The sequence below is a fragment of the Brevibacillus gelatini genome (assembly GCF_003710935.1).
In the GTDB taxonomy this organism is placed as follows: Bacteria; Bacillota; Bacilli; order Brevibacillales; family Brevibacillaceae; genus Brevibacillus; species Brevibacillus gelatini.
The window spans coordinates 13,664-37,874 of the sequence record NZ_RHHS01000037.1 but is presented as its reverse complement, the minus strand read 5'-3'; the positions used below and the strand labels follow the sequence as shown (position 1 = coordinate 37,874).

Annotated in this window: 22 protein-coding genes; 15 read left to right on the top strand and 7 right to left on the bottom strand. The window is 55.4% G+C overall.

The features are described from left to right. Position 1 precedes the first annotated feature (1 nt). Positions 2-865: a LysR family transcriptional regulator gene (locus EDM57_RS15520; RefSeq protein ID WP_122905606.1), complete on the bottom strand. Its 864-nt coding sequence runs from the start codon at positions 863-865 to the stop codon at positions 2-4. Between the two features lie 124 nt (positions 866-989). On the opposite strand from EDM57_RS15520, the gene EDM57_RS15515 reads away from it, so the two are divergent. From EDM57_RS15515 to purU, 6 genes are all read left to right on the top strand, one after another. Continuing rightward, a complete protein-coding gene (locus tag EDM57_RS15515) occupies positions 990-2,117 on the top strand; it encodes a 2-methylaconitate cis-trans isomerase PrpF family protein (RefSeq protein ID WP_122905605.1) in 1,128 nt (375 codons plus the stop codon). 361 nt (positions 2,118-2,478) lie between these two features. Then, the gene (locus tag EDM57_RS15510) at positions 2,479-3,669 is read left to right on the top strand and encodes an HlyD family secretion protein (protein WP_122905604.1); all 1,191 of its coding nucleotides are present in this window, start codon (positions 2,479-2,481) and stop codon (positions 3,667-3,669) included. Beyond that, on the top strand, positions 3,666-4,427 hold the full coding sequence (locus EDM57_RS15505; RefSeq protein ID WP_122905603.1) for an ABC transporter ATP-binding protein: 762 nt from the start codon (positions 3,666-3,668) through the stop codon (positions 4,425-4,427). Before EDM57_RS15510 ends, EDM57_RS15505 begins: the two co-directional genes overlap by 4 nt. After that, complete coding sequence (locus EDM57_RS15500) at positions 4,424-5,563, top strand: ABC transporter permease (RefSeq protein WP_122905602.1); 1,140 nt, start codon at positions 4,424-4,426, stop codon at positions 5,561-5,563. The genes EDM57_RS15505 and EDM57_RS15500 overlap by 4 nt, the downstream gene beginning before the upstream one ends. A 17-nt stretch (positions 5,564-5,580) precedes the next feature. Continuing rightward, a complete protein-coding gene (locus EDM57_RS15495) occupies positions 5,581-6,252 on the top strand; it encodes a TetR/AcrR family transcriptional regulator (protein ID WP_122905601.1) in 672 nt (223 codons plus the stop codon). A 109-nt stretch (positions 6,253-6,361) separates the two neighbouring features. Then, positions 6,362-7,258 carry a formyltetrahydrofolate deformylase gene (gene purU / locus EDM57_RS15490; protein WP_122905600.1) on the top strand — a complete coding sequence of 299 codons (897 nt, stop codon included), beginning with the start codon at positions 6,362-6,364 and terminating at the stop codon, positions 7,256-7,258. A gap of 86 nt (positions 7,259-7,344) precedes the next feature. On the opposite strand, the gene EDM57_RS15485 is transcribed toward purU, so the two are convergent. Beyond that, on the bottom strand, positions 7,345-8,256 hold the full coding sequence (locus EDM57_RS15485; protein ID WP_122905599.1) for a LysR family transcriptional regulator: 912 nt from the start codon (positions 8,254-8,256) through the stop codon (positions 7,345-7,347). Between the two features lie 120 nt (positions 8,257-8,376). Between EDM57_RS15485 and EDM57_RS15480 the strand changes: the two genes are divergently transcribed. Then, on the top strand, positions 8,377-9,597 hold the full coding sequence (locus EDM57_RS15480) for an MFS transporter (protein ID WP_122905598.1): 1,221 nt from the start codon (positions 8,377-8,379) through the stop codon (positions 9,595-9,597). Here the strand turns inward: EDM57_RS15480 and EDM57_RS15475 are convergent. The 3 genes from EDM57_RS15475 to EDM57_RS15465 form a co-directional block, all read right to left on the bottom strand. Continuing rightward, positions 9,560-10,255 (bottom strand): alpha/beta hydrolase, encoded by a 696-nt coding sequence (locus EDM57_RS15475; RefSeq protein ID WP_122905597.1) that lies wholly within the window; start codon positions 10,253-10,255, stop codon positions 9,560-9,562. The genes EDM57_RS15480 and EDM57_RS15475 overlap by 38 nt on opposite strands. Before the next feature lie 191 nt (positions 10,256-10,446). Beyond that, the gene (locus tag EDM57_RS15470) at positions 10,447-11,103 is read right to left on the bottom strand and encodes a CoA transferase subunit B (RefSeq protein ID WP_122905596.1); all 657 of its coding nucleotides are present in this window, start codon (positions 11,101-11,103) and stop codon (positions 10,447-10,449) included. A gap of 47 nt (positions 11,104-11,150) precedes the next feature. Next, the gene (locus tag EDM57_RS15465) at positions 11,151-11,843 is read right to left on the bottom strand and encodes a CoA transferase subunit A (RefSeq protein WP_005835687.1); all 693 of its coding nucleotides are present in this window, start codon (positions 11,841-11,843) and stop codon (positions 11,151-11,153) included. A 321-nt stretch (positions 11,844-12,164) separates the two neighbouring features. Between EDM57_RS15465 and EDM57_RS15460 the strand changes: the two genes are divergently transcribed. The 6 genes from EDM57_RS15460 to EDM57_RS15430 all read left to right on the top strand — a co-directional run bounded on the left by EDM57_RS15460 (position 12,165) and on the right by EDM57_RS15430 (position 20,250). Beyond that, entirely contained in the window at positions 12,165-13,403 is a 1,239-nt protein-coding gene (locus EDM57_RS15460) for an efflux RND transporter periplasmic adaptor subunit (protein WP_122905595.1), read from the top strand. Next, positions 13,396-16,650 (top strand): efflux RND transporter permease subunit, encoded by a 3,255-nt coding sequence (locus EDM57_RS15455; RefSeq protein WP_122905594.1) that lies wholly within the window; start codon positions 13,396-13,398, stop codon positions 16,648-16,650. Before EDM57_RS15460 ends, EDM57_RS15455 begins: the two co-directional genes overlap by 8 nt. A gap of 100 nt (positions 16,651-16,750) precedes the next feature. Beyond that, entirely contained in the window at positions 16,751-17,257 is a 507-nt protein-coding gene (locus EDM57_RS15450; RefSeq protein ID WP_122905673.1) for a VanZ family protein, read from the top strand. A gap of 60 nt (positions 17,258-17,317) precedes the next feature. After that, on the top strand, positions 17,318-18,436 hold the full coding sequence (locus EDM57_RS15445; protein ID WP_122905593.1) for an acetate/propionate family kinase: 1,119 nt from the start codon (positions 17,318-17,320) through the stop codon (positions 18,434-18,436). A 129-nt stretch (positions 18,437-18,565) separates the two neighbouring features. Beyond that, positions 18,566-18,979, top strand: coding sequence for a S1 RNA-binding domain-containing protein (locus tag EDM57_RS15440; RefSeq protein ID WP_122905592.1), 414 nt, complete (start codon positions 18,566-18,568; stop codon positions 18,977-18,979). 437 nt (positions 18,980-19,416) lie between these two features. Then, the gene (locus tag EDM57_RS15430) at positions 19,417-20,250 is read left to right on the top strand and encodes an alpha/beta hydrolase family protein (protein WP_122905590.1); all 834 of its coding nucleotides are present in this window, start codon (positions 19,417-19,419) and stop codon (positions 20,248-20,250) included. Here the strand turns inward: EDM57_RS15430 and EDM57_RS15425 are convergent. Together EDM57_RS15425 and EDM57_RS15420 are read right to left on the bottom strand one after the other, a co-directional pair. Then, positions 20,247-22,070, bottom strand: coding sequence for an ATP-binding protein (locus EDM57_RS15425; protein WP_122905589.1), 1,824 nt, complete (start codon positions 22,068-22,070; stop codon positions 20,247-20,249). The genes EDM57_RS15430 and EDM57_RS15425 overlap by 4 nt on opposite strands. Before the next feature lie 5 nt (positions 22,071-22,075). Continuing rightward, complete coding sequence (locus tag EDM57_RS15420) at positions 22,076-23,086, bottom strand: BMP family ABC transporter substrate-binding protein (RefSeq protein WP_122905588.1); 1,011 nt, start codon at positions 23,084-23,086, stop codon at positions 22,076-22,078. A 201-nt stretch (positions 23,087-23,287) separates the two neighbouring features. Between EDM57_RS15420 and EDM57_RS15415 the strand changes: the two genes are divergently transcribed. Both EDM57_RS15415 and EDM57_RS15410 read left to right on the top strand, forming a co-directional pair. Then, entirely contained in the window at positions 23,288-23,479 is a 192-nt protein-coding gene (locus EDM57_RS15415; RefSeq protein WP_122905587.1) for a hypothetical protein, read from the top strand. A 117-nt stretch (positions 23,480-23,596) separates the two neighbouring features. Continuing rightward, positions 23,597-23,950, top strand: a complete 354-nt coding sequence (locus EDM57_RS15410; RefSeq protein ID WP_122905586.1) for a response regulator — start codon at positions 23,597-23,599, stop codon at positions 23,948-23,950. The last annotated feature ends 261 nt before the right edge of the window (positions 23,951-24,211 follow it).

The following is a 24,211-nucleotide window of genomic DNA, read 5'->3' as shown; positions in this document are numbered from 1 at the left end:
GTTAGAGGCTCGCTGTCTTGTTCAGGAAGTCGATAAAATGTTTCACGGTAGACAGCCGCAACACATCCTGATTGTACATGAGCCAGGTATTGCGCAGTACAGGCTCGCCGTTTTTGTAGGAAAGCCCGTAAGTATGCAAATTGTCCGATGGCTGCAGGCAAATTTCCGGCAGGATGGAGACGCCGAGACCTTGCTTCACCATTTCCTTGCATGTTTCCTGCCGATCGTTTTCCATCGTGACCAGCGGCGGGTCAGAGAAGCGGTCGCGCCACCAGCCGTTTATCAAGTTTTTCAGCGAGCTGTCGGTTTTGTAGTTGATAAACGGCAGCGAAGGCAGGTCGTCCAAGTCGACCTCGTCCTTGGAAATCAGGCAGAGCCGTTCTTTGTGCAAAAGCGTTTTCAGGCCGTACCATTCGTAATTGCCGCGCAAAATGCCAAGCTGGACGCTCGCAGAGTTCAACAGATGCATAATATCGGTGCTCCAGCCTGTATGGACGCTGAACTGCACGTGCGGAAACTGCGCGGAAAACTTTTTCAAAATCTTCGGGAGCTTGTACTGGGCGAAGTTGCTGGAGACGCCGAGCCGCAGCGTGCCGCGCACTTCGTTTTGCATGTTGAGAATGTAGTCCTTTGTTTTTTGCAGCTTCCTAATCATTTCCTCCGCGTAATCCGCCAGGTAAATGCCTTCCGACGTAAATTCGATCCCGTTTTTGACCTTGTAAAACAGGCTCGTGCCAAACTCCTTCTCCAGATTTTTCAGCCGATAGGTCAGGGCCGGCTGGGAAACATACAGGCGCTCTGCAGCGCGGCTGATGTTTTTTTCCTCATATAGAACGCGGATGGCCAGCCAATCTTTTTCATCCAATCGCATTCGCCTCCAAAACAGACTATAAAATTTTTTTATCAAAATCAGAAAAAAACATGTATTTCACTTATGATTTAGCTTATCATACGATACTTTCATTGAACAAGAAAAGGTGGTTGTGGCGATGAAAGTACCTGTCGTAATCATGAGGGGCGGTACAAGCAAAGGAGTTTTTTTGAATCACGCGCATATGCCAAAAAACGAGTCGCTCTGGGAACCGTTTCTGCTCGATGTGATGGGCAGCCCCGATCAGCGCCAGATTGACGGACTGGGCGGGGCCAATTCGTTGACGAGCAAGGCGGCGATTATCAAAAAAGCCGATTCCCCGGACTTTGACGTGGAATATACGTTTGCCCAGGTGAGTATTGACCAGCAAATGGTCGATTTCAAAGGGAATTGCGGGAACATCTCGGCAGCGGTAGGCCCGTATGCCATCGAGCAGGGGCTGGTGCAGCCGCAGGAGCCAATCACGACCGTGCGCATCTGGAACACGAACACGAAAAAGCTGATCGTCGCCGAAGTCGAGGTGGAAAACGGACGGGTAAAGGTAGAGGGGCAGTGCGCGATTCCAGGCGTACCAGGCACAGGCTCGCCGATCTACCTGTCGTTTACGCAAGCGGAGGGAGCAGTGACCGGAAAGCTTTTTCCGACCGGCAATCCGATCGACATGATAAAAGCAAACGGGCGGCTGATTCCCGTGTCGATTGTGGACGTCGCCAATCCACTTGTCTTCGTCCGGGCCAAAGACATCGGGCTTACCGGAACAGAGCTGCCTGCCGACTTCACGGCCAGCAAGTTGCAGGAGCTGGAGGAAATTCGTTCGATTGCCGCCGAGATGTGCAAATTCGCTGACCGCAAAGAAGCGACGCTCAAGTCACCGGCTGTACCGAAGCTGACAATCGTTGCGGCTCCGACGGACTACACCGACCTGACTGGCACTTATCGCAAAGCGGCGGACATGGATCTTTCCATTCGCATGATGTCGATGCAAAAGCCGCACCAGGCGCTGGCGATCACGGGAGCGATCTGCACCACGGCGGCCGCTTTTCTGCCTGACACCGTCCTCTCCGAGCTGATCGACATCAAGCGGGAGGTGCTGCGGCTCGCGCATCCCGGCGGCATCATCGAAACGAAGGCGGAATTTGTCGCGGGCCACATCAGCGCGATCAAAGTCGTGCGCACGGCACGGATGATTTTGGAAGGGTATGTGTACACGAAAAGCCATTACACGCTCGCTTCCCAACTGGCGTAATCGGGAAGCCCGGTCGCAAAACGCCGCCGATGGATGCACCGGTCGAGCGGCATCCCGTGTCCCGTCCCTGTAGCAACAAAGACCGTTACACTACCCAACGCCAAAAGCGCTCCGGTCGGACTGGGGATGAATCCCTTGTTCTGGCCGGAGCGTTTTTCGCAGCTGACACGTGTTCACAAAATAAAAATTGCAAGTTGGGCGCAGGGAGCATATACTCAAAGTAATAAGTGAGTAATCACTCGCTTTTATGAAATGCACCGATGACTTGCATCATGAACTGCACAAAGAGGGCAACATGCCCGTTTTTTGACCGCAATAACAAAAGTGATTACTCACTCACTTGGGATAGGGGAGATTCTGCATGAAACGTGTCTTGCGTGCAGTAAGTATCGGCAGTCTTGTTCTGGCTCTGTCAGGCTGCGGCCTTTTCGGGGAAAAGCAGCAGCCGCTGTCAGGGACAATCGAGGCGGATGAATGGCCGGTCGTGGCCGAAGTAGGCGGGCTGGTGACGAAGGTGATCGCCAAGGAAGGAAGCGAGGTGAAAAAAGGAGAGCTGCTGGCGGAAATCGACCCGCGCAGCTACGAGATCAGCGTGGCGGAGGCCAGGGCGGCATGGGAGCAGGCGAGGGCAAGGCTGGAGGAAGCGAAGGCAGGCTCGCGCGACCAGACGATTCAAAAGGGAGTAGCCGCCGTGCAGCAGGCGAATGCCAGCATCCGTTTGGCGCAGGCGAGAAAAAGCCAGACCGAGGCAGGAATCGCCAAGGCGCAGGAGCAGCTCGCGCGGGCCGAAGCACAGCGCGCAGGAGCGGAAGAGACGCTGCGCTACCAGCAAAAGCGGCTGCAGGAGGCGACGGCCTTGTATGAAAAAGGCGCGATCTCGCAAAAAGACCTGGATACGCAAAAAGAGGCGGTCAGCCAGGCGACTACCCAGTTGAACCAGTGGACGGCACAGGTGGCCGAGGCCAAGGCGGCGTACCGTTCCGCCCAGGAGGATGTGGCAGCAGCGGTTGCCCAGGTCGGCACAGCCGAAGCACAGCAGCAAGCGGCGCAAGCAGAGCTTGATCTGGTGCGGGCAGGCAGTACAGACTACGCGATCCGGGCACTGCTGGCAGCAGAGGAACAGGCGCAGGCGAGGCTCGACCAGGCGATGCTGCAACTGGAAAAGACGCGGATTGTCGCTGCAGAAGACGGCGTTTTGCTGCGCTCTTCCATCGAGCAGGGAGAGGTCGCCAAAGCGGGGGCTACTCTGTTTACGATGATGAAGGCCGACCAGCTCAAGCTCGTGGTGTACATCCCGGAAGCGCAGCTGAACCGGGTGCAAAAAGGGCAGGAGGTCGGCATCAAGGTCGATGCGTACCCGGATGAGACGTTTACAGGCACGATCAGCCGCATCGCGGACAAAGCGGAGTTTACGCCAAGAAATGTGCAGACACAAGATGAGCGGACCAAGCTTGTGTTTGCCGTCACGATAGACGTCACCAAAGGCCAGGAAAAACTCAAACCGGGCATGCCTGCCGATGTGCTGCTGCCGGACGAGGAGGGAGGCCGATGAGCGCCGCCGCCATTACGTGCCAGCAACTGACCAAGCGCTTCGGGGAGCGGGTCGCCGTCAACAGCTTGACCTTGACAGTGCCAAAAGGCTCGATTTACGGCTTCCTCGGCCCGAACGGTTCGGGAAAATCAACGACGATTCGCATGCTGTGCGGGCTGATGACGCCGACGACGGGCAGCGGAACTGTGCTTGGCTACGACGTCATGACCCAGAGTGAAGAGATCAAGCAGCGCATCGGCTACATGTCGCAAAAGTTCAGCTTGTATGAAGATTTGACAGTGGAAGAAAACCTCGATTTTTACGCGGGTGTCTACCAGCTCGGCGCAGCGGAGCGGCGGAAAAGAAAGGCGGAGCTGATCGAAATGGCAGGGCTGGCAGGCAGGGAAAAGCAGCTCGCAGGCTCGCTGTCCGGTGGATGGAAGCAGCGTCTCGCCTTGTCCTGCGCCCTTTTGCACAAGCCGGAACTGCTGATTCTCGACGAACCGACGGCCGGAGTCGATCCGGTGTCGCGGCGCATTTTCTGGGAAGTGATTCACGAACTGGCCGAGCAAGGAATTACCGTGCTGGTGACTACACACTACATGGATGAGGCCCAGACGTGCGACTGGATCGGGTTCATTTTTTTCGGCAACCTGCTTGCGGAAGGAACCCCGCAGGAATTGATTGGGCAGATGGGCGCGAACAATCTGGAGGACGTATTCATCGAGCTGGTGCGGCGTGAAGAAGCGCGGCAGGCGGCGGAGGGGGGAGCGCGATGAGACGGTTTGTCTGGGGGCGCTACTGGTCCGTCGTCAAAAAGGAAGTGATTCAGATCAAACGCGATCGGCCCAGCCTGGCGATTGCGCTGGTCATGCCGCTGATGCTGCTGTTTTTGTTCGGGTACGCGGTCAATACGGATGTGAACGACATCCGCATGGCCGTCTGGAACCAAAGCCCGTCCGCGGCAAGCCGGGAGCTGATCGATCAGTTCGTCCATACGAAAATTTTTCAGGTGACAGCAAGCGTCGGCGGCTACCGGGAACTGGAGGCGATGCTGGACGACGGAACGGCAGATGTCGGCCTGGTGATCGGGCCGGACTATACGCGCCAAAAAGACCGCGGCGAATCGGCCCACATTCAGATGCTCGTCAACGGCTCCGACCCGAATATCGCGCGAACGGCTGTGTCCAACGCCCAACTCATCGTGCAGCACCAGGCGATCAGCTTGCAGGAAAAGAAGCTGGAAAAGCAGGGAATGGGCGAGCTGACGATGCCGCTTGAGCTGGAGACGCGCGTGCTGTTCAATCCGAATATGGAGAGCATCGTCTTCAATATTCCTGGACTGATCGGGCTGATTATGCAAAACGTCACGATGATTTTGACCGCCTTTTCGCTCGTTCGGGAAAAAGAACGGGGCACGATGGAGCAGCTCGTCGTGACGCCGATTCGCCCCCTTGAGCTGATGCTTGGCAAAATTACGCCGTATGTCGGCGTAGGGCTGTTCTCGTTTTGCCTCGTGCTTTTCGTCGGGACGGCCTGGTTCGGGGTTCCGGTCAAAGGGAGCATCGGTCTGTTGGTCGCCTTGTCCGTCCTGTTTCTCGTGACTACGCTGCTGCTGGGGATTTTTATCTCGACTGTAGCGAAGACGCAGCTACAGGCGATGCAGATGGCCTTTGCGCTCATCCTGCCCAGCGTGCTGTTGTCCGGCTTCATGTTCCCGCGCGATTCGATGCCGGTCGTGATACAATGGTTAGGCGGGCTTGTCCCGTTGACCTATTTTCTGGAAATCTTGCGGGGCATCTTCTTGAAAGGCGTGGGCGCCGAGGCGCTCTGGGAAGAGATTGTCGGGATGGGCGCATTCAGCCTGGTCATTTTGGCTGTCGCCATCGGCCGATTCCGCAAGAAGATTGAATAGAGGAGCGTAAAAGACGTATGAACAAGCCGCCGTCGTTTGCAGAGGGCCTGTTGCAATATGTGGAAGAGCTGAAGGACGAAAGCGAGATGACGGAAAAGCAGCGCAATATTTTGCGGGCCTCCGTCAAGCTGTTCGCGGAAAAAGGCTTCCACGCCAGCTCTACCTCCGAGATCGCCAAAGAGGCGGGAGTGGCTGAAGGAACGATTTTCCGCCATTACAAATCGAAAAAAGACATTTTGCTCGCTGTCGTGGCACCTGTGCTGGTGAAATTTGCAGCGCCGTTCATTCTGAAAGATGTGCGCGAGATTTTCAAGGAGCGGGCGCAAAAGCCGTTTGGCGAAATCGTCACGGAGCTGTACCGGAATCGCCTGAATCTGGTGGTCGCCAATGAAAAGCACATCCGCATCTTGCTCCAGGAAGCGTTTTTTCATGACGAGATTCGCGAAGCGCTGATTTCGACTGTATTTGAGGATGCGAAGGTGATGGCGCAAAAGCTGATCGAGGCCAAGGTGGATGCGGGCGAGCTGCGCCCGCTGCCGAGCCAGGCGGTCTTTCGCGCCGTCCTGTCTGCAATGATCGGTCTGGTGCTGTTTCGCCAGGTGCTGGACAAGGACGATTATGCAGCCTACAGCGATGAAGAGCAGATTGCCATGACTGTCGATATATTGCTGAACGGAATTGCAAAATGATTTTTATCGATAAGCAAGCGTTTTCTCTCAAGTTGCCTCTGGAAAATCTGCTGAGGAATGGTATAATTGCAAACAACTTTTTGCTGTTTGCTTTTGGAGGAGAAAAACCATGAATTTGTTATCAGAGAGAGAATGGCTTGCGTATCGGGAAAAAAACAAAGACCGTGCGCGCATGCTGATTTCCTGCCCGGACCGGGCGGGAATCGTTGCGGCGGTCTCGAACTTTTTGTTTCAGCAGGGCGCAAATATCGTCCAGTCTGACCAATACACGACTGACCCGGAGACAGGGCGCTTTTTCATGCGGATTGAATTTGATCTGGTCAACCTCAAGGAACGCTTTGAGGCGATCAAGGCGGAGTTTGCGCAGGTAGCCGACAGCTTCGGCATGGACTGGTCGCTGGTGGAAGCGAACAAGCGCAAAAAGGTTGCGCTGTTTGTTTCCAAAGAAGACCACTGTCTGCTGGAGCTGTTGTGGCGCTGGAAGTCCGGCGAGCTGCACGCGGATATTTCTATTGTCATAAGCAACCATCCAGACATGAAAGAGACGGTAGAGTCGTTTGGCATCCCGTACCGCTGCATTCCGGTGACGAAGGAGAACAAGCCGCAGGCGGAACAAGCGCAACTGGAAGCGGCAGCGGGCGTCGATTTGATCGTCCTGGCGCGCTACATGCAGATTTTGTCCCCGCGTTTTCTCGCCGATTACCATATGCGGATCATCAATATCCACCATTCATTCCTCCCTGCCTTCGTGGGGGCCAAGCCTTACGAGCAGGCGTATCGTCGCGGCGTGAAGCTGATCGGTGCGACCGCGCACTACGTCACCGAGGAACTGGACGCAGGTCCGATCATCGAGCAGGACGTACAGCGCGTCACGCACCAGGAGGACGTCGAGGCGCTGAAGCAGCTCGGACGCCAGGTAGAGCGTACCGTGCTGGCGCGCGCTGTTCGCTGGCATCTGGAAGACCGGGTGCTGGTGTACGGCAACAAGACGATTGTGTTTCCGTAAATACGATATGGGCAAAGCCGCTTCTTGTATGTGGCTTTGCCAAGCAGGAAAAGGCTTCCCGCGGTGGGAGGCTTTTTTTGTAGCGTCTAACGCTTCACGCATGCCTGAAGCGATTTTTCCCTCAAAACCATCTCCAAAAACCGCTCCACTACCGGGCGATAGCTGGTTTCTTCCTCGCGCGTGCAGATGTAGACAGGGCGTCTGATCTCCACGCCGGGGACGGTTACGCGCCCGATTTCGTTGCGCTCGATCATTTCCGTGACAGCCACCGCGGGGGCAAGCATCGTTCCGTACCCTGCGCGTACAGATTGGATGGATTCGACCAGCCCGTGATATTGCAGGCCGACGCGCGGGCGCTTGACGCCATGCTCGCGGCAGAGGGAAAACAGCCATTCCCGCGTCGAACTGCCTTGTTCCCGCAGCAAAAATGGCTCCTGCACAAGCTGCTCCATGCTGATCTCTTTGCCCGCATACGGGTGATCGGCGGGTAGGATGAACCAGTAGGGTACATCTGTCACGTGTACGCGCCGGACTGGCAGCTCGTCCCATGATTCCTTGATGACGATGGCGAGATCGACCTGACTGCTCAATAACAGTTCAATCGATTGCGCGGAATTGCGAGTGCGGACTTCCACATCGACCTGCTCGTACTGCCGCTTGAACGCAGCGAGCCACTTGGGCACGAGATAGTGGGAGGGCAAATAGGTGGCGGCGATGCGCAGCTTGCCCTTTTTGCCCTGCTTCATTTCTGCAAGCTGCCACTCGATCTCGCGCTCCCAGTCGTAGATGCGGCGGGCTTTTTCCAACAGAAAGCGTCCTTCGTCGGTCAGGGTGATTCCCCGGCCATGAGGGGCGACGAGTGCAACTCCCAGCTCGTTTTCCAGCTTGCGGATTTGCGCGCTGACCGCAGGCTGGCTGATCGAGAGGGCATCTGCGGCTTCGGTCACGCTTTGGCGCGAGGCTACTTCCACAAAAATGCGCAAGGCGTGCAGGTTCATTTTGCTCCCTCCATTCATAACCAAAAATGATGATTTTCGCACGAATATGTATTAGATCCAATGAATGATTCCTTGTATGGTAATCCATAGAACGCCGGGAAGTAAAGGAGCAAAAAAGAGATGAGAGAAATCAGCGGGAAAACGCAGGTTGTCGCGGTTGCCCTGGTGACGGCGCTGTGCATGCTCGGGGATTCGATGCTGTATGTGGTGCTGCCGCTCTATTGGCGGGAGGCCGGGCTCGGTTCGCTGTGGGAGGTGGGCGTGCTGCTGTCGGTCAACCGCTTCATTCGGGTTCCGCTTGGGCCGCTCGTCGGGAAGTGGTACGAGCGGACAGGCGGGCGCACCGGGCTTGTCCTCGCAGTCGTGCTCGCTTTTGTGACGACGCTGTCGTACGGTTTCCAGGGCTTTTGGCTGTGGCTTGTGATGCGCAGTCTGTGGGGCGTCGCCTGGACGTTTTTGCGGCTGGGGGCGTATTCGTTGATTGTGTCTGTGGCAGACGGACATAACCGTGGGCAGATGATGGGGCTGTACAACGGTTTGTACCGTCTCGGCAGCCTGGGGGGAATGCTCGCAGGAGCGCTGTTCGCCTCCTGGTACGGCTTGCAGCCGGCTTCGCTTCTGCTCGCCTGCTGCTCGCTGTTTGCGCTGTTGCTCGTCTTTTTCTACATTCGTCCTGGCTTTTCCTGCCGGACCGCGTCAGCTGTAGGGGAAGGCGGGGAGTCGCGCAGGCTGGGGCTGTGGCGGCAGGCGGCCATGCAAAAAACCATGCTGACCGCGCTTTTCGTCACCATGGTTTATCAAGGCATGTTTGCTTCCACGCTGAGCAGGCTGGTAGAGCAGCGGGCCCCGTTTCTCGTGCTCGGAGGCATCGTGCTGGGAGCTGCCGTGCTCGCAAGCGTGGTGCAAGGACTGCGCTGGTGCTGGGAGCCGTGGGCCGCGCCTGTAGTCGGCAGGCTGGCGGATCGGTACGGCAGAAGGAAGATGTTTGCCGCGACGCTTTTTACAGGCTCTCTCCTGTTCGCGCTCAGTCAGGCGGGGGTGCCGCTTGGCGCGTGGTTTGCGGTGCTCTTCGGCATCCAGTTGACCGCGACGATTCTTACGACAGTGATGGACACGCTCGCGGCAGATGAAGCAGCCAGGCACGCGAACAGCACAGCAGTCATGACGTTTTATTCCGTCATCACAGACGTGGGTGCGGCCTTGGGACCGCTGTTCGCCTTTTGGCTTGATGAGCATGCCGGGCTATCCGCCATGTACATGGGGCTTGCCGCAGCGCTTCTGCTCATCGCCGCATCATGGAGTGTCAGACAGAGACGGGAGAGTCTGGAAAACGCTCCTTGAGCGCAGTCAAAATATGGGCGATCGCCGCTTCCTTGTCCGGGCCGTGCAGCAGCATGTGATTGGAATGCTCGTACCAGGTGATTTGCGGCGACGCGGATTTGTCTACGCTGGTTGCCAGAAGCTGGGCGCTGATGGCATGCACCGTGTCGTCCCGCTTTGCCTGCAGCAAGAGGTACGGTGTCTTGATCTGTCCCAGGAGAGGCTTCGTTTCCGACAAAAGCCGGCGAAACTCCAGCATGCTGCTGATCGGGATTCTGCCGATGCTTCTTATGTAGCGGCGCGAATGGGTGGGGAAGTCCTCGCGCAAGTAGTTCATCGCTTCCTTTACGTCCCAGTATTTGTACGGCGTATTGATCGTAATCAGCAGTTCGACAGGGTAGCGGGTCGTCAGATGAAAGGCGAGCAGGCCGCCCATGGAAAACCCGATGATGACGATCTTGTCTGAGCGCATGGAGAGGCGTTTGTAGCCTTCCTCCGCAGAGCGCAGCCAGTCTTTGCGAGTGCTGCGGGCCATCTCGCGGCGAGTCGTCCCGTGCCCTTCCAGCGTGGGACACTCGACCTGGTAGCCAACCTCGCGCAGCGCTTTGGCGAGGGGCAAAACATCGTTGATGTCTCCGGCGAATCCGTGGATGAGAAGGCAACCGACTGTTCCTGACATCGTGATCTCTTCCTCTCAAATGTTGGCAATTTGCTTTGTGTACGTATTATATACCGAATACGGACGGGAAGCGACTGCGCGGGTGCAGCTTGCTTGCGAAAACGAAAAGGCCCCATCCCGGCAGGATGAGGCCGATTTTGCAAAAACTGCGAGCAGAAATGAAGCTGTCAGTCGCAGGGCTGGTCAAAAGGTTACAGTTCAATTGTTTTCAGCTCTGGCGAAATGAGCAGTTTCGGCTCTGTGCACGCCTGGATGTCCTCTGCCGTATAGCCTTCCGCGACTTCGACCAACAGCAGGCCGTCCGGTGTCACGTCGAGAACCGCTCTGTCCGTGATGATCCGGTTGACCACTTTTTTGCCAGTGAGCGGGAGAGCGCACTTGTTCAAAATTTTCGGCTCGCCATGCTTGTTGACGTGGTCCATGATGACGACGATTTTTTTCGCGCCGTGCACGAGGTCCATCGCTCCGCCCATTCCTTTGACCATCTTGCCGGGAATCATCCAGTTCGCCAGATCGCCCTCGGCAGAAACCTCCATCGCGCCGAGAATGGCGAGGTCGATGTGCCCGCCGCGAATCATGGCAAACGACTCGGCGCTGGAGAAGTAAGCCGCGCCGGGAATCGCTGTGACGGTTTCTTTTCCGGCGTTAATCAGATCGGGATCGAGTTCGTCCTCGGTCGGATAGGGGCCGATTCCGAGCAGGCCGTTTTCCGATTGCAGCACGACGGTTTTTCCTTCCGGGATGTAGTTGGCAACCAGCGTAGGCATCCCGATCCCGAGATTCACGTAAAAGCCATCCTCGATTTCCTTGGCAGCACGAATGGCAATTTGCTCACGAGTAAGCGACATATCTGTTTCCTCCCTTGAATGACCTTTGTCTGTGATCGTGTCTTCGGTTAGGAGCGGACCGTGCGCCGCTCAATCCGTTTTTCAAACGACGGAGCCTGAATCAGCCGCTGGACGTACACGCTTGGCGTGTGGATGTGATCCGGGTCCAGCTCGCCTGTTTCCACGATTTCTTCTACCTCGACAATCGTGATTTTTCCGGCGGCGGCCATCATCGGATTGAAGTTTTGCGCGGTCTTGCGGAAGACGAGATTGCCCATCTTGTCGGCTTTCCACGCCTTGATGAGCGCAAAGTCGCCCGTGATCGCATGCTCCAGCAAATACTCCTTGCCGTTGAAGACGCGCGTCTCGCGGCCTTCCGCAATCGGGGTGCCGACGCCCGCAGGCGTGTAGAAGGCAGGGATGCCAGCGCCGCCAGCGCGGATTCTTTCGGCCAGCGTGCCTTGCGGTGTCAGCTCGACTTCCAGCTCGCCCGAGAGGAATTGACGCTCAAACTCCTTGTTTTCCCCGACGTAGGAAGAAACCATTTTTTTGATTTGCTTTTCGCGCAGCAACAGGCCGAGTCCCCAGTCATCCACGCCGCAGTTGTTGGAGACGACAGTGAGGTTTTTCACTGCTTTGTCGCGCAGGGCGATAATGAGATTTTCCGGAATGCCGACCAGTCCGAAGCCGCCGACGAGCAGTGTAGCCCCATCGTGAATATCTGCTACGATCTCCGCATAAGAAGAGTAAATTTTTGCCATGACGATCACTCCCACCATGAAAAAATGTCGTTGTACGCGAGTAAAGACTTTTGTAAGCGCTAACAAGAGAGCGGACAGTTGCTTGAATATTTCCGCCTTTTCATCATACAGCATACGAGTTACAAACAAGTGACGAGAATTTGCCCGATAATAAAAAAATATAAAAAGTGACAGAAAAGTGGTACAACTATTTTTGTTTTCTGTAAAATATATTTTGTCAATTATTATTCTTCTTTGATTCGGGTCTGATGACTTGCTGTTGTTCAGCGAAGCATTCGCTGCGTGGACGGGCGGATTATGGAAGGTTGCAGGAGTGAAAGTATGAAAAAATGGATCAGCCTCACGATTGTTGCCTTGCTTTTGACAGGTTGCGAAAAGCTGGACGAAAGAGTCGGGCAGCTCAAGCGACTGGATGAAGAAATCGTGGTGAAGGTGAAAACGGTAAATGCTTACACGGTAGAGGATAACCAGGACGTCCGTACGCTGGAGGTGACAGGCGTGCTGACGCCTCGCCAGGAGTTGGGGCTGTCGTTTGGCACTTCCGGCAAAATCGCGAGCATTCTCGTGCAGAAGGGGGCGAGTGTGAAAGCGGGCCAGACGCTGGCGACGCTGGACCAGTCCGGATTGCAGGCGGAGATTCAGGCGGCGTCCGGGCAGGTAGCGAGTGCTGCGCTCAGGCAAAGCAAGGCGCTGGCCGGGCCGGAGAGCCACGAAGTGCAGACGCAAAAGCTGCAGGTGGAAAAAGCGAAGGAGCTTGCTTCGAAGGCCGAGCGGGAATATTCGCAAGCCAGCATTCTTTTTGCCAACGGGGCCATCTCCAAAGATGAGCTGGACAGGCTGGCTTTGGCGCAAAAGCAGGCCAGGCTCAGTCTGCAGGAAGAAGAGATCGCCTACAACAAGCTGATGCAAGGCGCGGATCGGCTGGATGTCGAAGAGGCCAAGGTTGGAGTGAGCCAGGCCAACGTCCAGCTCAGCCGTGCGAAGCAAGAGGCGGCCGAAGCCGTGCTGAAGGCGCCTTTTTCCGGTGTAGTGGCAGAGATTTCGCAGGTGGCTTCCCAACAGACTGGTCCTGGCAGTGAAGTCATTCGTCTGGTGGATACGAGTGCCTGGATCGTCAAGCTGCAGGTGGGAAGTGAGCAGATCAGCAGCTGGCAGAAGGGGGCGACAGTGCAGGTAAAAGCGGCGGATGGCAGCGAGGCAGAAGGCAAAGTGACGTTTGTCTCGCCGATCATGGATCAACATGTGGGGGCTTATCCGGTTGAAGTGACGGTTGACGGCAGCGCCGTGAACTGGAAAGGCGGCATGACGGTCACGTGCCACTACCCGCTGGCGGCGAAAAAGGGCCCGCTTGTGCCTGTCGCAAGCATCGGCGTTGCGGAAGAGGAATACTACGTCATGAAAATCAACGAAAACATAGTGGAAAAGACGCCTGTAAAACTGGGTGCGCTGCACGGCACATTTTACGAGGTCCTGGAAGGGCTTGAGCCGGGCGATCTGATTGTCGGGTCGGGTCTTTCCTACGTGGTGGACGGCGAGGCGGTGAAGGTGGCAGATGAATAACAAAGCGCTTCTGACAATCGTTCCTGCCCTTGCCCGTCTGAAAGCAGTGCTTCTTTGCCTGCTTGCGATTGCCGCTTTGTTCAGGCTGGATGTGCAGACATTTTCCGAGCGGGGATTGCCGGAGTACAGCATAAACCTCGTTGCATCAGGGCTGACAGCAGACCAGGTCGATGCGACGGTCACGCGAAAAGTCGAGGAAGCAGTCCGCGCAATGGGCAGTGCCGTGATGATTTCTTCCGATTCCCGCCCCGGTGCGGGCACCATTACCGTAAAAACAGCGGAAAATCTCGGCTCTGATTACAAAAAGCGTCTGGAACAAAAGCTGGCGGAGGTCGTGAAGACACTGCCTGTCAAGGAGTACAGCATCAGTCAGGAGAAGCTGGGAGACAGTCTGGTCGGGTATTACCTGCTCCATGGCAGCGATGTGCAGACACTTGCCAATGTTGCCCGTTATACCGTCTATGAAAAACTGATCCAGACGCCGGGCATTGCCCGAGTGGAAGTGGACGGCCAGCCTGTTCGCGAGCAGATCGAGGTAGTGTTTCGCCCTTCTATGCTGCTTGCGTACGGCTTGACTCCGGGGGATGTACTGGATCAGCTTCAAAGTGATGTGGTCGGGGAAGAGATCGGCACAGTCGGAAAGGCGGCAGATCGCACCGCTTTTACGTGGACGAGCCAAACAGAAGGGCCACAAGGGCTCGGCAAGCAATTGATTGCGACCGACAAAGGATACGTGCCGCTCTCGATGCTGGCCGATATACGCGACACAAGAGGCAGCAAAGGCGAGGCGGTAAGTGTCTATCGCGGTTCTCCGGCGGTGGGCATCTCGGTCTACGCTGCGGAAGTGGGGCAAATCCCTTCCATCCGCAAAGAGACGGCTCAAAAAATTGCCGAGCTGAACGAAGAGGCGGCTGGCAAGTATGAGCTGGCTCTGTTTGAAGATTACGCCCTGCCCATCTCGGCGGCGACCGGGCAGCTGGCTTTGCTTGCTGCTTTGGCAGCGGTGCTTTGCGCTCTTTTTCTCGGCGTAACCTTGAAGCGGGCAGGTCCTGCCTTGCTGTCGCTGCTCGCTGTGTTCATGGCGGCAGGGGCCGTTTTGGGCGGCATGTGGCTGTCCGGGTTGAAGCTGACCTTTTCCACACTGGGGCCGCTTCTCGTATTTGTGCTAGTTTACCTGGTTGCGGGCGCTGCTTTCTTTTCCCGTCTGGACAGGCTTGGCGCCTATTCACTCACGGGAAGTCTGAAAACCGCATGGGCGGTGATGAAGCCGCTGCTGCTCGCGCTTGTCGTCATGACAGCCGCCTGGTTCACTGTCGTCATGACGGATATGCTCAAGCCAGAAGACAAAGTCGTCCTGTTCGATGCCTGGCCCGTGCTCGTTTTGGGCGTGGCAAGCCTTGTGCTCGTGTACGGCTGGATTGTTCCGGTGCTGGCCGGGACGTGGCTGCAAGCAAAAGAGACGCCAGCCGACGAAGGCAGCCTGCGCTTACCAGGACGGTTGACGCGCGCGCTCGTCGCCCGCTGGGAGCGGCTGGTGCAGCAAGGCTACCTGCCGTTTGGCCTCACGCTCGCAGCGTCTGTTGTCCTTGTTGTGCTGCTGGAAGCGTTTGTGCTGGTGGAGCCGTTTCGCGACGTGACGCCACACAGCAAGACGCTGACGCTGCCGATGGTTCAGGAAAGCAGCGTAGACGATGCGATCAAGGCGGCGCAGACGGCCGAGGAACGGCTGCGCGGCTTGGCAGAGGTGGCTGACCTGTACACTGTCGCCTCGCGCGAGCGGTTGACGATCCATTTGAAGCTGACGGACAAGGCGGATTGGACCCGCTCCGTACTCGATCTGGAAAAAGAGCTGGACAAAAAGCTGCGCGACATCCCGCAAACCGACCCGTTCGCGCTGGTCGTCAACGAAGAGCAGAAGACACGCCTGGAATTTACGGTCAAGGGGCCTTCGCAGGAAACGACGAACCAGATTGCCAAGGAAATTCTTCGCTACCTGCAGGAAATGAGATGGCGCGACAAAGACGACCGGGAAATCGTCACCGATGAACGGATCGGGCCGAAGCCGCAAACCGCGTTGATCGATATTCGCCCGAGGGCGGAGATGCTGGCGCGCTATCGTCTGAGCGAAGCAGAGATCAAGCGCCAACTGGAAAGCTATCTGGGCGAAAAGCAGGCGGGAAGCATCTACGTAAACGAGCGCAATGTTTCCGTAGTCGCCCGCTTCCCGGACAAGTGGATGGATCACCCCGAGCAGGTGAAGCAGATTCTCATCCGCACTCCGCAAGGGCCTGTTCGCCTGGCCGATCTGGTCGACTGGTCCATTGGCGGGGAGCCGCAAGTGTATGAGCGCCAGGACGGCATGTACATGGTCAAGGTCAGCAGCGCCATTGCTGACCCGAGATGGATTGACGGCCTCGCGTACACCCTGCCGCTGTCCATGCAAGAAAAGATCAACGTCCCGGAAGGCTATACGATTCTCAACGAGGACGAACTGGAGAAGTTGAGTGAGGAACTGTCCGACAAAAAAGACTGGAGCGGCCGGATGATCGTCATGATCGCGATGGCAGCTGTCGTCCTGATGGCGAGCCTGCTCTTGCGGCGAAGAAAGCGGGACGGCTGGTTCGCCCTGCTCCTTTTGCCAGTCTTGTCAGGAGGGGTCACGCTGGGGCTGCTCTGGCTGAATCACCCGATGAATGTCATGGGCTTCTACGGCATCGCGGCAGCGGCTGCCGTGCTCGTCTCGCAGGCGTTGCTTGTTCTCGACGAAATGGTAAGAGCAGGCGACGAGCAGCCTGACATATGGGAGGGTGTGCGAGCCGGCGTGAAGCGCGCATGGGCTGCCAAGACAGGCGTGAGTGCCGCGATTGTCATTGCCTGCCTGCCGATTACAGGCGGCTGGATGGCGGGGAGCAGTTCGTTTGCCTCTTTTGCCACCGCCTTGTTGTTCGGAGCGTTGCTCGCCTGGTTTGTCACCCTCGTGCTCGTGCCCGGCATGCAGCACGCAGCCCAATGGAGCGAGGCCGTCCAGTCGGATTTGTCGCTTGCCCTTCTCATCCGTCGCCTTCGCGACTGGCGGGAAAATGAGCGGATTCGCCGCCGGGACCTGCGGGAATTGAAAAGCAGACAAAAGCAACTCGCAAGCGAACTGCGCGAGGAACAACGGGAACGCTCCGTCCATCCGAAAAAGGATTTGTCGCAGGAGGACTTTTTGCCGCTTTCAACAGGTACAGAGGACGCCAGGTCGTAACGGCTGGCGTCTTTTTTATTTGTTCACAGGCTCGGCAAGGACTTTTTTTGCAATCTCGGGTAAGATGAGAGAAGAACGGAGTATGGGAGGGAACCCGCGCGTGCGCCGCTATAAAAAACTCCTGGATTATCTGCTGTTGGCTGCCATTTTGCTGGGCCTGTTTTTGTCGTCCTCCCAGCCATACTACAAGCAGGATTTGCGGGGAACGATATCGAGGATTGTGGATGAAAAAAGCTGGACGGAGCGGATGGAAGGGATTACAATTCCGTATGCGGGCCGCGAAATCAGCGTCGAGAACAAGGGAGCCGCGGGCTTTATCGAGTTTTTCCTTCGCAAAGGAACGCATTTTGCGGTGTTTGCCTTGTTGGCGTTCAGCTTTTATCGCGTGTTTTCCCAGCGCCTTTCGTTTGCAGTAGCCCTGCCCTGGAGTGCTTTTTGCAGCCTGCTGGTAGCGGTCCTGGACGAGTGGCATCAGACTTTTACCCCGGATCGGACAGGAATGGTCAATGATGTTTTGCTGGATTTGTCCGGTTCTGTCACGATGTTGTTGATAATTCTTCTCAATTATCTATATTCACGAAGAGCATATCAGTATAAAATGAAGTGAGCAACTGCCAATCTGACCTGGCAGTTGCTTTATTGAGAGATTAGGGAGTGGATGAGATTCGTGTCAGAGAAAAAGAATGTACTTGTACTGAACTGCGGCAGTTCCTCGGTGAAGTACAAACTGTATGAAATGCCGGGCAAAACGTTGCTTGCCCAAGATTACTTGCAGCAAATTCAACGCGACGAATACGAGGATACCATTCGCGGCGTGTTTGAAACATTGAAGCAGTATCGCATTGATATTATCTCCCACCGGGTTGTTCACGGTGGCGAAGCATTTAAACATTCCGTCATCATCGACGATCAGGTAAAAGCGGAGATTCGCAGCCTGTCCCGTTTCGCACCGCTGCACAACCCGATCAACCTGAAAGGGATTGAAATCGCGCAGAGCATTTATCCTGAATTGAAGCACGTGGCTGTTTTTGACACCGCGTTTCACCAAACGATGCCGCCGTCCTCCTATTTGTACGCGCTGCCGTACGAGTATTACGAGCATTACGGCATCCGCAAGTACGGCTTCCACGGCACGTCCCACCGCTATGTGATGGGCCGGGCGGAGGAAATGTTGAATCGGCCGAAAGAACAGCTCAGACTCATCAGCTGCCATATCGGCAGCGGTGTCAGCATCACGGCGATTCGCTACGGAGAATCGTTTGATACGTCGATGGGGATGACTCCGCTGGCCGGACTGTCGATGGGAACGCGCAGCGGCAACATCGATCCTGGCATCATTCCATACATTGAAGAGATCGAGAAGACGGACACAGCGGGCGCCATTACCATTTTGAACAACAAGAGCGGACTGATGGGGGTCTCCGGCGTCTCCAACGACTTGCGCGACGTCATGGAAAAGGCGGAAGAGGGACATTACCGCAGCCAACTGGCCCTGGAATTGTTCACAACGATCCTGCATAAACATATCGGGCTGTATTTGGCGAGACTGAATGGAGTCGACGGGATTATTTTTACGGCCGGTGTTGGAGAAAATAGTGCTAAAGTACGTGAAATGGTTTGCACCGGGCTGGAATTTGCCGGGGTCAACCTGGACCGCGAAGCAAACCGGGCAAGCAAAGGAGAGGCATTTATCAGTACCGAATTCTCTCCGGTAAAAGTTATGGTAATTCCTACCAACGAAGAGCTTGTCATGGCTACAGACGCCTACGAGCTGTCTTTTCAATAGCAGGTAGTGCGTCCTTTTAGAAAGAATAGGCTTTTCAGTATTGGAATTTCTCTGCTATACTAGGAGAATGAGGCTTCTGGTTTGAGGTTCTCACCATTTTTCTGAAATAATAAAAGGAGTGCAAACTGGATGGCAGTACAAGTGGGAAGCATCATCGAAGGAAAGGTGACAGCGATTAAACCGTTTGGGATGTTCGTCGCAGTCAGCGAAACCGAGCAAGGGCTGGTTCACATTTCCCAAGTAGCAAACGGTTTTGTAAAGGATATCAACGATCACTTTACCGTGGGGGAACAAGTAAAGGTAAAAGTTCTCTCCATTGATGATGCAGGTAAAATCTCGCTTTCGGTTCGCGCCGCACTCCCAGCGCCTGAGCGTCCGGAGCGCGAAGAGCGCCGTGGTGGTGGTTATCGTGGAGGCGACCGCGGAGGAAATACAAAACGCGATAGCGCTGCTTCCTTCGAGGACAAATTGAAAAAATGGTTGAAGCACAGCGAAGAGAACCTTGCGACGATCAACAAAAAGAACGCAAAACGTGGCTATTAAAGCCTTGTGATAACGAAAAAAAGACGGGATCCCCCGTCTTTTTTTACGCTTGGAAGCTTGATAAGCCTTGCTGGAAGAAGCCGGGATTATTCCAAATAATAAAATAGCCCCGATTCTTGGTCGATCATCGGTGTGGCAACACCTTTGTCAGTCGCAATGGTTTGGTTTGGATTGCTTGTTGCGCCAAGGTAGGCGGTAAAAATTTTGTTCGATCGTGTCGTAACAACTGTTTTCGCGACCGGGGCGGGTTCTTGATTGTTGTTTTGGATATGAACCGGATTGTTCGTTCGGTACCAGGCAAACTGACCGTCTGCTTTTGCCAGGCTGGCGACTCCAAGCCCCGTGCCATCAGGCAGCGTCATTTTGTGGACAGTGAGCATTTTCCCATGCTCAAGCCATACGTCAAAAAGAGCAAACAGAGAGGAATCGTGAGCAGGATGCAGGTTGATTTATCGCCATTTGTTGCTGTAACTCCCGAAGCGGCGGCAGTGCCAAACGTTGCGCTTTACACGGTCAGCTACTACAGCGACGATTTGCTGGTCAAGGCGGCACTTGCTGTGCCGGAGAGCTTTCTTGCGGACGAAGCGAAGCTCCCGGCTTTGCTTTATTGCCGCGGCGGGATTAGAGGAATCGGCCGGGTCAGGCCGGAGCGGATCAGCCAGATGGCTGCCTTTGGCTATGTCGTGCTCGCCCCGCACTATCGGGGAAATGAAGGGGGAGAAGGGCGCGACGAGTTTGGCGGAGCCGATCGGCAGGATGTGTTCGCGGCCTATGAGCTGCTTCGTCAATTGAATATTGTCGACCCCCGGCGGATCAGCGCGTATGGCTTTTCCAGGGGCGGGGTCATGGCGTTGTTTGCGGCGATGGAGTGCAAAGGCTTGCTGGCGACGGTCGTCTGGGGCGGCGTCAGCGACATGGCGTTGACGTACGAGGAGCGGGTGGACATGCGGAGGATGATGCGCAGGCTGATCGGGCACCCGCGCAAGCAGGAGGAAGCTTACCGCTACCGAACCCCGCTGTATCGTGCGGCAGAGATTGCCTGTCCTGTGCTGATTATTCACGGGACAGAAGATGAGAACGTGAGCGTAGAGCACGCCCACAGACTGGCAGAGGCGCTGCGCCAGGCCGGTGTCCCCCACGAAAAATGGCTGGCGGAAGGGGCCAGCCATCTGTTTGTAGGAGATGAAATCGAGTTGTACACGCGCAAAATGTTTGCCTGGCTGGATGAACGCGGCCAGGAACGGGTCGCTGCCACCCAGGCGCTAACCTAATCGACTTTCGGGGTAAGCGGCAGCGTAATCGTAATTTCCGTTCCCTGTCCGGGGGTGCTTTTCACTTGCAGCTCGCCGCCGTGGTTTTCGACCATGCGGCGCGAGATCGGCAAGCCCAGCCCGGTTCCGTCTTCTTTCAGGGAGAAGAACGGCTCGAAAATCCGCACGAGATACTCTGGAGGAATCCCTTCTCCCGTATCTTTCACTTTTATATGTACCGCTTTTTCGTCCAGGTGGCTTTCGATGACAAGAAGGCCGCCTTCTTTCATGGCCTCGATACTGTTTTTCATCAGGTTCAGCAAAATTTGCTTGAGCTGCTCGACATCGGCATGCAGGCGAATATGGGGCGCACAGCGATCCACGATCTCGATGCCGTGCAGCATCGCTTCGGCATTCATCAACGGGAGAATCGAGTGGATGACGCCCGCGAGATTGACCTCGCGATAGTCCGGCTTGGACGGCTTGGAGAGCATCAACAGTTCGGTGACGATCCGGTTGACGCGCTCGATTTCCTCCAAGATAAGCGGGAGATAGTAGCGATCCCGTTCCTGATCGGACAGGCGCTGTTCCAGCAGTTGGATAAAGCCGTAGATGACGGTCAGCGGATTGCGGATTTCATGGGCGGCTCCGGCTGCCAACTGTCCGACCATGGCGAGTTTTTCCGACTGGTTCAAGTATTCTTGAATCTGCTCCTGTTCGGTAATATCGAGAAAAGCGACCATCCAGCCCGACTCCTGATCGTGCTGGTGATTGTGCAGCGGCACGTACGAGACAAGCGCGATAAAAGGCGTATCATCCTTCTTGTACAGCGTCATTTTGCGATTGACGAACCAGGGGGAGTCCTGACTGTCGGTTGAGGCGGCAAAAGAAGCATCCTTGCACATCGGGTAGCCTGCCTCATCGACCTTGACGAGATCGTTTGCCAGTTTGTTGACGTGAATGCCAGCTCCGGCATGGGGATGGGTAATGATCCCGACGGGCAGCGAGTTGAGGATTTGCTCCCGAATATTTTTTTCTTCCGTTAAAATTTGCCGTTGCATCGCGTCCTGGGCAAACAAATCGGCAATGTTGCTCGACATCTTGTTGAATTCCTGGGCGAGCTCGCGGAATTCATCCTGGTGCGTGTACACAATTTGCTGCCCGAACGTCCCTTTGGACACTTCGCGAGCCTGCCGCATCAACGACTCGATGGGGCGAAGCAGTTCGTTGCGGAAGTAGAACGTGCAGAAAAAGCCGAACAAAATCGCTGCGACTGAAACCGTGTAGGTGAGAATGAGCGAAACGCGAATGCTTTCGTTTGTGTGCTGAAACTCTTTGTTCGTCTTGTACTCCAACTGGTTGAGCGAAAAGGACAAATCCCGCTCCAGCTGATCGATCAAGGGCTGGACCTCTTGGCTGAGCACGTAGCTGACAGCCGGCACGTTGTTTGCCTTGAGCAGCGGATTGATTTTGTTCAAAAAGAGAAAATCCAGCTTGGAAATCGATTCGACGATGGTGAACAGGCCGCTGTTTTCTTCTGTTTTTGTCAGCGAATCAAACTTGGCGGTGTCTATCAGATTCGTGTAGTACTGATCGAGATAGGATTCGTCGCGGGTCAAGGTGTACATGTTCAGGGCGTAGGTCTTGGTGTAGATTTGATTTTTGACGTCCAGCAGAGCGCTTGTTTGCGGCAAGACGTCTTGCGTCAGGTGTACTTCGTCGGAGGTTACTTTTGTCATCTGGTAGCTGAACAGGCTGGTGACACATCCGATCAAAAGCATCATGACGAGATAGCTGAGCATGATTTTTTTCTGGAATCCAAGATTTCTGAACAGGGACATGCAAATTAACCTCCAAATGAACCACGGGAAGAAGTGAGACGCTGCATTTCCCGTTCAATATCTTCACGAACTTCCGGGGGCACCATCGGGCCGAACGGGCTGAAATGGTTCACACCTTCGGCCAGACCGTACAAGACTTTGCCGCTCGGAAGCTGACCTGCCATGTACTGCTCGAAAATCGTCCGGTAGCACTGGCGGACGTCCTGTACCAGCGAGGCGAGAACGTAGTCGGGTGCAATGTAGCGTTGGTCCGCGATATAACCGATGGTGTACACCTTGGACCGCTGTGCCTCGGTAATGACGGCAAGATTGAAGCTGTCGCCGGTTGTGTAGATGACATCGACGCCGCTGGCGATCATCTCGCGTGTTTTTTTCACCGCATTTTCAATGTCATTAAAATCTGACACCTTACCAATGAAAACCTTCGTTTTCGGGGAAACCTTTTTTACCCCTTCCTGAAAGCCCTCGGCCTGGGCAAGCTCCGGCGGCTTGTCCACCAAAATATAGCCGACCTTGCGGGTGCGGGACATTTTCGCTGCGAGCATGCCGACGAGCTGGCCGGCGGGCTTCATGTCGTAGCGAATCGTCGTCTGGTTGGGATGCGGCGCTTCTCCGTTGAAGGAAACAAAGCGTGTATGCGGATATTGCAGCGCCACGCGGGTAAACGGTTCGGAAAAAATGCTCCCATGCCCCAAAATGAGGTCGTAGTCATTTTCCGCGTATTTTTGCGCCACGTTCATAATTTGCTCCGGCTTTAGATTGTTCGCAATTTCCAGGGTAAAGCCGAATCTTTTTTGCATTTCCGTGATGCTCTCCAGCGCGCTGCTGTTCCAGCCCTGATCGTACGTAGGACCTTCCAGCAGCAGGGCAACACGCAATATTTCAGAAGAAGGTCCGCGTCTATTCATGACGGTTTCCAAATGTTTCATACTGGTGATGAATTGGCTGGTAATGAGCAGAAGCAACCCGACAACCAAAGCGGTGTACAGGGCCAAGAAAGGCTTCAGCTTGAGCATGGATGAGTTCTCCTCCAAAGGATACAGGCCTAGATTTAAGTAATCGGCAAAGAAGTGCACTCCTATTATATCGAAAAAAGTGTCGAGTTGAAAAAAAGAGGAAATAATGGGGTCAGATGGGGGTGCATGGAAAAAACGGATCAGGACACGCTAAGGGGGAAGACGGCTTTCACAAAAAGCAGGAAAAGGGAGGCGCCTGTCATGGAAAAAGACATCGTGGAAATTCCGCAAACCGATATACCGGATGAAGTGAGACAGGTCGATTTGCCGGAAATAGGCGTGACGACTCCGCACCCGAAGCCGGAGAGTCCGCTTGCTTCGGGCGGGGGTGAGCAAGCGGCTGGTGAGCGCGGCACAGGCGATGCTGCGGGGCCAATCGGCTTTCTTCCATAGGGAATGTGCTGCAAGCGTTCGTTTCGACAAAAGAAGTCATTTTCTCTCGTGGACAAGGCTTGCAATTTCTGCAAAAGTAGTAGGTAGAAAGCGCAAGATGTGAGGGGATAGGACAGCATGGCCCGATTGCTGATTGTAGATGACGCAGCCTTCACGAGAAGGGTGTTGACGGATATGTTAGGCGAGCAGCACGAGATTTGCGGAGAGGCGAGCAATGGCTTGGAGGCGATTGAAAAATACAAGGAATTGAAGCCGGACATTGTGACGATGGACATTACGATGCCGCACATGCACGGGATTGAAGCCATGCGCCAAATACTCGATTATGACCGGGATGCCAAGGTGCTGATTTGTTCGGCAGTCGGACATCGGCAAAAGGTGCTGGAGGCGATGAAGACAGGGGCGAGCGACTTTGTCATCAAGCCTTTTCAAAAAGAGCAAATTCTCGATGCGATATCACGGTTGTTGTAAGGAAACGGGAACAGCCGCCAAGGCGATGTAGTCTGGCGGCTGTTTGTGTGCGGTTTTGATCGCGTTTCGCGTTAGAAGGAACCTATTTTGTTACGGATAAAGCCGGATGGATCGTTATTGCCAATCAAGCTGCCCAATTCAGGTTATTCCAGACAACAGACGGCGGCCATACCTGGCAGATCATCCACCCGCAACTCGTCCGCAGCAAGTAGGAGCGCGTTGCGCGGGGATCGGAGAAAAGGAGCAGTCATGCGCTGCTCT

Coding starts and splice junctions, on each gene's coding strand:
- EDM57_RS15500 (WP_122905602.1), top strand. CDS start 4,424: ATGAGACGGTTTGTCTGGGGGCGCTACTGGTCCGTCGTCAAAAAGGAA.
- EDM57_RS15430 (WP_122905590.1), top strand. CDS start 19,417: ATGCAGGTTGATTTATCGCCATTTGTTGCTGTAACTCCCGAAGCGGCG.
- EDM57_RS15515 (WP_122905605.1), top strand. CDS start 990: ATGAAAGTACCTGTCGTAATCATGAGGGGCGGTACAAGCAAAGGAGTT.
- EDM57_RS15460 (WP_122905595.1), top strand. CDS start 12,165: ATGAAAAAATGGATCAGCCTCACGATTGTTGCCTTGCTTTTGACAGGT.
- EDM57_RS15475 (WP_122905597.1), bottom strand. CDS start 10,255: ATGTCAGGAACAGTCGGTTGCCTTCTCATCCACGGATTCGCCGGAGAC.
- EDM57_RS15495 (WP_122905601.1), top strand. CDS start 5,581: ATGAACAAGCCGCCGTCGTTTGCAGAGGGCCTGTTGCAATATGTGGAA.
- EDM57_RS15480 (WP_122905598.1), top strand. CDS start 8,377: ATGAGAGAAATCAGCGGGAAAACGCAGGTTGTCGCGGTTGCCCTGGTG.
- EDM57_RS15455 (WP_122905594.1), top strand. CDS start 13,396: ATGAATAACAAAGCGCTTCTGACAATCGTTCCTGCCCTTGCCCGTCTG.
- EDM57_RS15510 (WP_122905604.1), top strand. CDS start 2,479: ATGAAACGTGTCTTGCGTGCAGTAAGTATCGGCAGTCTTGTTCTGGCT.
- purU (WP_122905600.1), top strand. CDS start 6,362: ATGAATTTGTTATCAGAGAGAGAATGGCTTGCGTATCGGGAAAAAAAC.
- EDM57_RS15420 (WP_122905588.1), bottom strand. CDS start 23,086: ATGCTCAAGCTGAAGCCTTTCTTGGCCCTGTACACCGCTTTGGTTGTC.
- EDM57_RS15465 (WP_005835687.1), bottom strand. CDS start 11,843: ATGGCAAAAATTTACTCTTCTTATGCGGAGATCGTAGCAGATATTCAC.
- EDM57_RS15505 (WP_122905603.1), top strand. CDS start 3,666: ATGAGCGCCGCCGCCATTACGTGCCAGCAACTGACCAAGCGCTTCGGG.
- EDM57_RS15410 (WP_122905586.1), top strand. CDS start 23,597: ATGGCCCGATTGCTGATTGTAGATGACGCAGCCTTCACGAGAAGGGTG.
- EDM57_RS15415 (WP_122905587.1), top strand. CDS start 23,288: ATGGAAAAAGACATCGTGGAAATTCCGCAAACCGATATACCGGATGAA.
- EDM57_RS15425 (WP_122905589.1), bottom strand. CDS start 22,070: ATGTCCCTGTTCAGAAATCTTGGATTCCAGAAAAAAATCATGCTCAGC.
- EDM57_RS15470 (WP_122905596.1), bottom strand. CDS start 11,103: ATGTCGCTTACTCGTGAGCAAATTGCCATTCGTGCTGCCAAGGAAATC.
- EDM57_RS15440 (WP_122905592.1), top strand. CDS start 18,566: ATGGCAGTACAAGTGGGAAGCATCATCGAAGGAAAGGTGACAGCGATT.
- EDM57_RS15485 (WP_122905599.1), bottom strand. CDS start 8,256: ATGAACCTGCACGCCTTGCGCATTTTTGTGGAAGTAGCCTCGCGCCAA.